This is a genomic window from Pseudundibacterium arcticum, from assembly GCF_042646465.1.
Classification (GTDB): Bacteria; Pseudomonadota; Gammaproteobacteria; order Burkholderiales; family Burkholderiaceae_D; genus Undibacterium_A; species Undibacterium_A arcticum.
The window spans coordinates 22,303-32,495 of record NZ_JBHRTP010000052.1; the positions used below are offsets into that span (position 1 = coordinate 22,303).

The window sequence follows — 10,193 nt, forward strand, 5'->3', positions numbered from 1 at the left end:
CCTATTCCGGTTGTTGGATCGCTATTATCGCCGTCTTGATCGACTTTGCGGAAAATCCGCGGGTGGCCAGGTAGCGATAGATCTTCACCTTTAATGCCTGCGTCAGGCCGTCGGCTTCGATCTGGCGCCGGAATCTGTGCGCCGCCCCGACTGCCCTGCCCTCTTCGGCCGGCAGCGTCTCGATCTGCTCGGCGGCTAGCTCGGCCGCGATGCCCTTCCCTTTCAGGACCAGCGCTATCTTACGGTCGCCGGCGAGGTGCTGAACCGAGCGGGACTTCATTCCTGCATAGCGGACATCGGATTGGAACTGATGTTCTGCCAAGAAAGCTATGGCCGGATCGACTTCTTCAAGGCCGTAACCGCGCTGCAGCAGTTTCTGGCGCAGGTGCGCCGGCTGAGCAGCCACAGCGCATAGGATTTGCAGCTTTGCGCAGGTTTGCTGTGTTCGCGCCGATCTTGCCGGCGTCGGCCGCTATCGGTATAGTGTGTCTCCTGCACAGTATTTCGCACTTCCCGGTCGGTAATTTTGGGCCTCTCTACTTCCCGTTGCGCTCTGTTCATGCGTGTTGCGATCCGCCCCGTTCGAGCACATTGGCGACCTTGGCCAGTTGTTTCGAATGCGGGTATCGCGCATAAACCTCGGCAATCGTATCGACGTGCTTGGCACGATCAAATGGTGCCGCCAACTGCTGTTGGAAAGCTCGAGTGAGCACCGCCGAAAAATTCGGACTGAAGGTGACGGCCCGCATCGCTTCGATGATGCCGGTGTCTGCATTGACCAACACGATGTTCATCAGGGTGTAGGTCCCTGCTTGCGGCTCGGGAATGTCCTGTTCTTCTTTCGGCACCATGCGAATCGAGATGCCCTGATCAGACCAGTCCCAAAATGACTCTATCTTGAACAGAAAGAACACGACATTTTTCTCGATGTAGAGGCCCAGATGGATCGGATTGCGGTCAAAAGCGTCCAGTTCCTTCTGAGTCGGGGATTTCACGCAGATCTGCAGCTGGTGATGGCCGTTGAAGTACCGGAATTCAAACCCTTGTGTCCACTGTGTTCGCTGCTCGGAATAGGGTTTGCCTACTTGCAGCAGCCATGGTTGCGTATTCATCAGAGATCCAAATCGATGCGGGGCCATAGTGCGCGGCCCGATTTTTGCGAAAACGCGGCTCTGCTCCGCGCCTGTGATCTGCAGCCAGGCGATAGGAGCATGGGTTTGTGTGTTTCCAGCCATGCCCCCTGGCTGCAACGGATTGCGCTGACCGTCGAGGCTGATCATCCCTTCCGGGAAAATCATCACGGATTCACCCCGCAACAGCGCCTTGCGCAGGGTGCGGATCCCGAACGGATGTTTCTCGTCGACCGGCACCACGCCGCCAAACCCCTTCTGGCCATGACGCCCATGCCAAAGCGGGCGACGTGGGAATGGCGTGAAAAATCGGTATGAACGGCAAAGGTCAGAGGAACAGGACTGGCCAGAGCAACGATCAGGCCGTCGACAAAGCTCACATGGTTGGCGCAGACAATGGTCGCACCGCTACGCAGCTGGGCTACGGTGGCCGCGTCGTAACTGGTGCGAACTCGTAAGGCACGAAGAGCCAGGAATCGCCACACGGACTGCACGACGGATTTTAAGACGTGACTTGAGGATGTTGTAGTAACCGAAGATTGCGACCAGTGCCGGGTTTGTTGCACGCCCATTCATGCGACCTTTCATATCGAGGGTTGACTGCCGGACAGCGCCGGCACAATCAAGCATGTCCAAATATAACGGGGGGAGTTCTCCAGTCAAGCGTCAATCTGGCGTAAAACTTGGAAATATTTAATTGCGGTTCCAGCGACTGACGTAGCGGTGTGGGGCGCGGTTGCGAATAGAGCTAGTACGGTGGCATCCCGAGCCAGTACGCTGATCTTCCATCCGTCAGGTCGGTAACTCGCCGAAATTCTCCGTGCTTGTCCATGCGACAATAACTCCCTCATGTGGGGGAGATGACATGTGCGGACGGATTACCCAAACTAAAGAAATGAAACGCTATGCCAAGCGGCTTGGCTTCGATCCTCAGCTGCTCATCGACTTTCCCGAAGAGGCGATCAATAACTACAACTGCTCACCAGGAGCGCCTCACTGGACCATGCGTCTCCATGATGGAATGCTTGTCGCCGAGGAGATCAAATGGCACTGGCTGTCTAGCTGGGCAAAGAAAAAGGGCATGACGCCAGCCATCAATGCAAAGCTGGAAAAGCTACTGACGCCGTACTATCGCGGTCTGATGAAGCAAGGCCGAATTATTGTCCCGGCCGACGGGTGGTACGAGAGGATCAAATCCGGCAACGAGCGCATACCTTGGTATATCAAGCCAAAATCGGGCGAAGAGCTATTCCTTGCGGCGCTTACCGATCACGAACCAGGTCAGCCCGATACACCTGGTGTCGGCTTTGTGATCGTGACCAATGAAACGGCAGGCGGCATGGTCGACATCCACGATCGACGGCCGCTCGCATTGACCGCCGAAGATGCGGCATTGTGGATGGATCTGAGCTTCAGTTATGAACAGGCGGAGCAGGTCGCCAGACAATCCGCCTTGACTTCGGAGAGTTTCGATTGGTATCAGGTGTCGAAAGATGTAAATGGCCACAAGTATCGCGATGACCACTTGATCCAGCCAGTTGAGCCAGCCTAGGAGACCGTCGGACTTTCTCTTTTTCCTGGATGCCGGGATAGCCGTCAGATAAAATCGTGTTTGCCGATAACCAGCCCCATGAGCCAAGCATGAGCGGATTCATTCCAGTCGATCGCCAGACCCAGTACCTTTTTCCGCCGTCGGTAGAAGAATGGTTGCCGGAGAATCATCTGGCGCGGTTCATCGTGGAAGTGATCGAACAACTGGATCTGTCCGAACTGACCCGCGCCTACCGAGGACGAGGATCGGCGGCGCACCACCCGGCCGTGCTGCTCGGGTTATTGATCTATGGCTACGCCACTGGCGTGCCGTCGAGCCGCAAAATTGAGCGCGCCACGTATGACTCGGTGGCGTTTCGCTACATTGCCGCCAATACGCATCCTGATCATGACACGCTGGCCACCTTCCGTCGGCGCTTTGGCGCCCAACTGGAGCAGCTCTTCGTCCAGGTGCTGGTGCTGGCGCGTGAAATGGGCATGCTCAAGGTCGGCAAGATCAGCGTGGATGGCACCAAGGTCAAGGCCAATGCCAGCAAGCACCGCGCACTGTCGTGGGAACATCTGGTGAAGATCGAGAAACTGCTGCAGGACGAAGTGAAGCAGCTGCTGGCGTTGGCGGAAAGCGAAGATCGCAACAACCTGCCGGACGGGATGAACGTGCCGCAGGAAATTGCGCGGCGCGAAGAACGGCTGGCTGTGATGGGCGAGGCCAAGCGCAAGCTGGAAGAGCGGGCGCGGGAACGCGATGCGGCCCAACAGGCGGAATTTGATACCAAGAGCGCCCGTCGGGACGCGCAGCGCAAGGCGGGGAAGAAGCCGCGCGGCAAAGATCCCGAGCCGCCGACCACGGGTCCGCAAGACAAGGACCAGATCAATCTGACCGATGACCAGTCGCGCATCATGAAGGTGTCGGGCGGCGGCTTTGAGCAGTGCTACAACGGCCAGTGTGCGGTCGATGCTGGCAGCATGCTGATCGTCGCCACCGGCGTGACGCACGCGTGCAACGACAAGCAGCAGATCAAGCCGATGCTGGCCATGCTCAAGTCGCATGAGGCGGAGCTGGGCAAGCCGGAACAGCTGTGTGCCGATACCGGCTACTTCAGTGCTGCCAATGTGGACGCGTGTGTCGAAGCGGGGGTTGAGCCGATGATCGCAATGGGGCGGGAAGCCCATTATCCCGGGCTATTGGCGCGCTTCGCGGAACCGGAGCCGCTGCCGGACGATGCCGATGCGGTGACGCGGATGGCGCATCGCTTGACGACGCGAAGCGGCCGAGCCGACTATGCGCTGCGCAAGCAGACGGTAGAACCGGTGTTCGGCATCATCAAGCATGTGATGAAATTCAGGCAGTTTCTGTTGCGCGGCGTGGAAAAAGTACGTCAAGAATGGAATCTGGTCGCCTTGGCCTGGAACTTAAAACGCATGAGCACTTTAAACATGGCGTAACGAGAAAAAAGAGCATAAATACGCGTGCGCAGCGAACTCGCGAAGCACAAAATCCGCTCCGCATGGCTCTCACGTGCCCATTCCGACGAATTAAAACGCTAACAAGTCTGGATTTGCTTGCCAATCATCGAAAAATGAATCAAAAACCCTGAGTCCGACAGCCTCCTAGGACGTTCTCAGGGGCCTCATGGTGGTCCAGACTCCATAGCGATGAATAGTCTCATTGTCATAGCCGCGCAGCTTGCTACATTGATAAATTCATTGCGATTAGTGATATGCGAATGTCGCCAACATAAGCAAAACAGCTAAGGGATTTTGCTAATATACTGTATATTTATCCAGTATATTGTAACTGCCTTTCTCTTGCCTTCATGCAAGTAAAGGAACCCCTTATGCACACACAAACGCAAATCTTGACGGGCGCTGCTAGCGTGGTGGCCCAGATGCCCCAGCTCATCTGGCGTGCCAATCAGATGGCGCGTTATCGATCCGCGACCCTGTCATCCGGCTTCCGTTCGTTGGACGACGAACTCCCGGAGCACGGCTGGCCGCGGTCCGCACTGATCGAGTTATTGCTTCAACAGCCCGGTATAGGCGAGATCCAGTTGTTGAAACCGGCACTCGTCAGCCTGTCCCGGACGCGGCGCATCGCGCTGGTCCAGCCTCCCCATTTGCCCGACGTCGCCGCCTGCCGCAAGTGGGGTATCGCAACTGGCAACCTGTTATGGCTACCAACCACAGGCACCGCAGACGCCCTGTGGGCCACCGAACAGATATTGCGCAATGGCAGTTGCGGTGCGGTCCTGCTCTGGCTGTCCCATGTACGCACCGACGCGCTGCGCCGATTGCATCTGGCCGCACAGTCCTCGGACACAATGTTCTGGCTGCTACGTCCGGCGGCCAATAGCCAGGACCCTTCGCCGTCACCGCTACGCCTGGTGCTGCAACCGGCCGTCGCCGGCATCCAGATCGACATCCTCAAGCGCCGTGGCCCGCAAGCCGACCACAGTATTTATTTCCGGCTGAGCGACATGCCAGTAGGCCCTCACCAAGACAATGTGAAACATCATGCGCGTCTGGATCGGCGTTTACCTGCCACTTATTCCGCTGGAAGCTCTGCGGCCGTCGTGGTGTGAGCAAGGCGAATACGCGCTCATCGACAACGATCGCGTGCTGGTGACGTCTGCCCTGGCGGCGCGAAGCGGGGTGCGCTGCGGCATGCGCCGCGGCGGCGTCTCGGCCATCGCGCCGGAGACCACGCTGCTGGAGCGTGACCTGGTGCAAGAACAGCGGGCGTTGGACAGTGTAGCGATGACCTTGCTCCAGTTCACCCCCGAAGTGACATACGCAGAAGGCTTTGCCGTGCTGCTCGATGTCACGGCAAGCCAGCGACTGTTTGGCGGTTGTCATCTGTTATGTAGAAGACTCAGCGCGAGCATCCGTGCGTTAGGGTTCACCGCCAGACTGGGTACGGCGCCCACGGCACAAGCGGCCTGGCTACTTGCACGCTCGAAGAGTGACCGATCCGGACCAGTCAGGCGACGCGTGATGCAGATGGAAACGATGACCAGACGGCTCGACCGCCTTCCGTGCAGTCTGCTTCCCGCCGCCGATCTGCATCGGGACTGGTTGCAAGGCATCGGCTGCCAGGTCCTGGGTGATTTACGCAAGTTGCCGCGTGCCGGACTCCAGCGCCGTACCAACAAGGATCTGCTGGAGGCCATGGATCGTGCCTACGGCATGGCACCCGAGCTATTTGAATGGATCAAGGCGCCGCCGGTCTTTGGCGAGCGACTGGAAATGCCGGACCGCATCGAACATGCGGAGGCGCTACTGTTTGGCGCCCAACGCCTGGTGCTGCAGATGGTCGGCTGGCTCGTCGCACTCCAGCAGGCAGTGTCGCGCTTCGTGCTGCTGCTCGAGCATGAACGCGGGCGCGCAGCGGTGCCACCTACTGCGATCGAGATCGCGTTAGCGGAGCCGACATGGCAGGAAGAACACCTGATCCGCCTGCTGAAAGAGCGCCTGGGACGGGTGGAACTGACGGCCCCGGTGATCGCGATCAGGCTCAGCGCTGAAACGCTGTCGCCGATGCTGCCGCCGACGGAATCTCTGTTCCCTGAACCAGGCGGGAGTCCATCCGACTATAAGCGCCTGCTAGAACTTCTGGTGGCGCGTCTCGGCAACGACAAAGTCCTGGCACCGATACCGGTGTCGGACCATCGCCCCGAGACCTGCAATCGATGGGGGCCGGCAACCACTCCCTGCACAAAGACCGACGAGGATGAAGATGACGAGTCGGCTGACCGTCCATTCTGGTTGCTGGCCAAGCCCATCCCATTGCTGCTGCGCGACCACCGCCCGTTCTATGGTTCGCCGCTGAAACTGATCCGCGGCCCGGAGCGCATCGAAGCTGGCTGGTGGGACGATGGGCTGGCCGTCAGGGACTACTTCGTGGCGCAAGGCGCGGAAGCGGCCTGTTATTGGGTCTACCGGGAACGGACGCAGGAAGAAGCCTGCTGGTATCTGCATGGGCTATTCGCGTGAGGATGTATGAGCACACCGCCGTCACCGATCTTGCCTGCCTACGCAGAACTACAGTGCGTTTCCAATTTCACGTTCCTGCGCGGGGCTTCCCATCCCGAAGAACTGGCTGCGCGCGCGGCCAGACTGGGTTATGCTGCACTGGCCATCACCGATGAATGCTCGTTGGCAGGCGTCGTGCGGGCACATATCGAAGCCAAAAAACACGATTTGCACCTGATCATCGGCAGTCAATTCCTGCTCACGCCATCGGATGGCAGCATGCCATTTACGATCGTGCTGCTTGCCATGAACCGGGAAGGGTATGGCAATCTGTCGGAGCTGATCACGCTGGCCCGCACCCGGGTCGAGAAGGGCAGTTACCTGCTGCGGCCGGAAGACATCGCCGATCCTGACGAGGTAAACCTTCACTTGCAGGCGATGCCGGACTGCCTCGCCATGCTGACACCGGCTTACGGCATCAGTCCAGAGGAGTTGGCAAAGCAGGCTAGCTGGCTGACCGTGACCATGCCGGGGCGTGCCCGGATGGCGCTGACCTTGCACTTGCGATCGCACGACGAGAAACACCGCGATGTCATCCTGGCAGTGGCCAAGCGCTACGGCCTGCCGGTGGTAGCTACAGGCGATGTCTGCATGCACGTCCGCTCCCGCAAGCCGCTGCAAGACACATTGACTGCCACCCGCCTCAGAAAACCGGTTTCTGCCTGCGGCTATCAGCTGGCCTCGAATGCCGAACAGCATCTGCGCGGTCGGATCCGGCTGGCCAATATCTACGATAAGGCTCCGCTGGCCGAGACGATACGAATAGCTAACCTCTGCACCTTCTCGCTCGACGAGCTGAAATATCAGTATCCGGAAGAGGTCGTACCCAAGGGCGAGACTGCGGCCAGCTACCTGCGCAAGGAAACCTATATCGGCGCCCATTGGCGCTTCCCAGTCGGCATTCCATCGAACGTACAGCAGCAGATCGAATACGAGCTGGCTCTGATCTCGGACATGGCCTATGAGTCGTACTTTCTGACCGTGCATGACATCGTGCGCTACGCCCGCCGCCAGCACATCCTTTGCCAGGGGCGCGGATCGGCGGCGAACTCCACAGTCTGCTATTGCCTGGGCATTACCGAAGTCGATCCAGCACGGGGCAATCTGCTGTTCGAACGCTTCATCTCGAAGGAGCGCAATGAACCACCCGATATCGATGTCGATTTCGAGCATCAGCGCCGGGAAGAGGTCATCCAGTACATCTACAACAAGTACGGCCGGCTACGCGCCGCGCTCACCGGCGTGGTCAGCACCTATCGCCCGCGTAGTGTGTTGAGGGACGTGGGCAAAGCGCTGGGGGTGGATCTGGTCATCGTCGACCAGATCGCCAAGTCGCATCGCTGGTGGGATGGCCAGGCCGGCCTGGCGCAGCGTTTTGTTGAAAACGGCATCGATCCGGAGTCGTTCATCGCGCGGCGCTGGGCAGAACTGGCGGAAAAGCTGATCGGCTTCCCGCGTCACATGTCTCAGCATCCGGGCGGCTTCGTGATCGCGCGCGGCAAATTATCCCGCCTGGTTCCCATCGAAAATGCCGCGATGCCGGACCGCAGCGTCGTGCAGTGGGACAAGGACGACCTCGATGCGATGGGATTGCTGAAAGTCGATATCCTGGCGCTGGGCATGCTGTCCTGTATCCGTCGGGCGCTGGATCTGGTGTCGGAGCAGCGCGGTGAGCGCTTTGAGCTGCAAGATATCCCTGCCGAGGATCCGGCCACCTACGACATGATTTGCAATGCCGATACGGTTGGCGTGTTCCAGATCGAAAGCCGCGCGCAGATGACAATGCTGCCCCGGCTGCGGCCGCAGACCTTCTACGACCTGGTGATCGAAGTCGCGATCATCCGTCCCGGCCCGATCCAGGGCGGGATGGTACATCCGTATCTACGCAGGCGGCAGGGCATCGATCCGGTCGACTATCCGAGCAAAGAGATGGAAGCGGTCTTGTCGCGCACCCTGGGCATTCCGATCTTCCAGGAACAGGTGATGCAAGTCGCGATGGTGGCCGCTGGATTCACGGCAGGTGAGGCAGATCGTTTGCGCCGTGCCATGGCTGCCTGGAAACGAAAAGGTGGACTCGAACAATTTGAAGACAAGCTGCGCGCGGGGATGGCCGAGCGCGGCTACACCGACGAGTTTGCCAAATCCATCATTGGACAGATCCGTGGCTTTGCCGAATATGGCTTCCCTGAAAGTCACTCGGCCAGCTTCGCATTGCTGGCCTATGCCAGCAGCTGGCTGAAATGCCACGAGCCGGCCGCATTCCTGACCGCGCTCTTAAATAGTCAGCCGATGGGCTTCTATTCGCCGTCACAGTTGGTTCAAGACGCCAGGCGTCACCGGATCGAGGTTCGACCCGTCGACGTCAACGTCAGCAATTGGGAGGCGGCGCTGGAGCACTCAGGTAGGAGCCAGCCGGCGGTTCGGCTGGGTCTGAATATGGTGAGCGGTCTGGAACGCGAAGCGGCGTGGCGCATAGAAGAGGCCAGAGCAATCCGCAGCTTTGCCAGTGCCACCGACTTGGCGGACCGGGCACAACTGAACCGGGGCGACCTGCAGGCGCTAGCCGCGGCCAATGCGCTGGAATCGCTGGCCGGCAATCGGCGCCAGGCCTTGTGGCAGGCCGTGACCAGCGCCCCTGACAAGGGATTGTTGCGACCAGCGACCGTGTATGAAGATGAGCTGCGAATGGAAGCCCCATCCGAAGCAGAAAACATCGTCGCCGATTATCGAACCGTGGGACTGACGCTAGGACGACATCCGGTCGCATTGTTGCGCAAGGCGCTGACCGCAAAACGGTTCTTGCCGGCCGAGATCTTGAACTCGTTTGAAGATGGTCAGCTAGCACGCGGATGCGGGATAGTGACGGTACGGCAGCGGCCGGAGACGGCTAACGGAGTGATTTTTGTGACGCTGGAAGACGAGACAGGTCCGGTCAATGTGATCGTGTGGCCGAGCCTCGTGGAAAAACAGCGCAAAGAATTGCTGACTTCTTCGCTGTTGGGGGTGTACGGCAAGTGGCAATGTCACAGTAACGTGCGGCATCTGGTTGCGATGCGGCTCGTGGATATGTCCGCATTACTTGGGGAGCTGGCTACGCATAGCCGAGATTTTGCTTAGAAAGGAGAATACTGATTACGATCACATCCGAATCCGATTAACCCACGTTTATCTATATAAATTGATACATAGTCGGTACGAGCTGCACCGCATCGGTCTGCTTTTGGACATCCGATAGCAGTTTCGATTCAAAATGACATATTTACGAGGAAATGAATCTAGACAACACGATTGCCGACAACTCGTTACCAGTGCAAAAGAAAATACGCCCAATTTCAACAGCTACTAAGCCAAGCCTTTTAGAAACACTATGAACGTACCACCTCGCCGCATCGCACATTTGGATATGGACGCATTTTACGCGTCGGTGGAATTATTACGCTATCCGGAATTACGCGGCGTACCAGTTGTCATCGGCGGTCG

General features: G+C 58.6%; 8 protein-coding genes. 6 read left to right on the forward strand and 2 right to left on the reverse strand.

Annotation, left to right across the window (positions count from 1 at the left end; translation table 11 throughout):
* Position 1: 1 nt before the first annotated feature.
* The gene (locus ACFOFO_RS16115; protein WP_390329279.1) at positions 2-406 is read right to left on the reverse strand and encodes a regulatory protein RecX; all 405 of its coding nucleotides are present in this window, start codon (positions 404-406) and stop codon (positions 2-4) included.
* A 151-nt stretch (positions 407-557) separates the two neighbouring features.
* Complete coding sequence (locus ACFOFO_RS16120) at positions 558-1,373, reverse strand: lysophospholipid acyltransferase family protein (RefSeq protein ID WP_390332014.1); 816 nt, start codon at positions 1,371-1,373, stop codon at positions 558-560.
* A gap of 622 nt (positions 1,374-1,995) precedes the next feature.
* Between ACFOFO_RS16120 and ACFOFO_RS16125 the strand changes: the two genes are divergently transcribed.
* The 6 genes from ACFOFO_RS16125 to ACFOFO_RS16150 all read left to right on the forward strand — a co-directional run.
* Positions 1,996-2,682, forward strand: coding sequence for an SOS response-associated peptidase (locus ACFOFO_RS16125; RefSeq protein ID WP_390332015.1), 687 nt, complete (start codon positions 1,996-1,998; stop codon positions 2,680-2,682).
* 89 nt (positions 2,683-2,771) lie between these two features.
* Positions 2,772-4,127 carry an IS1182 family transposase gene (locus ACFOFO_RS16130; RefSeq protein WP_390329284.1) on the forward strand — a complete coding sequence of 452 codons (1,356 nt, stop codon included), beginning with the start codon at positions 2,772-2,774 and terminating at the stop codon, positions 4,125-4,127.
* Between the two features lie 443 nt (positions 4,128-4,570).
* Positions 4,571-5,263, forward strand: a complete 693-nt coding sequence (gene imuA / locus ACFOFO_RS16135; RefSeq protein ID WP_390329460.1) for a translesion DNA synthesis-associated protein ImuA — start codon at positions 4,571-4,573, stop codon at positions 5,261-5,263.
* Positions 5,196-6,674 (forward strand): Y-family DNA polymerase, encoded by a 1,479-nt coding sequence (locus ACFOFO_RS16140; RefSeq protein ID WP_390329286.1) that lies wholly within the window; start codon positions 5,196-5,198, stop codon positions 6,672-6,674. Before imuA ends, ACFOFO_RS16140 begins: the two co-directional genes overlap by 68 nt.
* A gap of 6 nt (positions 6,675-6,680) precedes the next feature.
* Positions 6,681-9,830: an error-prone DNA polymerase gene (locus ACFOFO_RS16145; protein ID WP_390332016.1), complete on the forward strand. Its 3,150-nt coding sequence runs from the start codon at positions 6,681-6,683 to the stop codon at positions 9,828-9,830.
* A gap of 250 nt (positions 9,831-10,080) precedes the next feature.
* Positions 10,081-10,193 (forward strand): Y-family DNA polymerase (locus ACFOFO_RS16150; protein WP_390332041.1); only part of this gene is annotated, 113 nt, incomplete at its 3' end.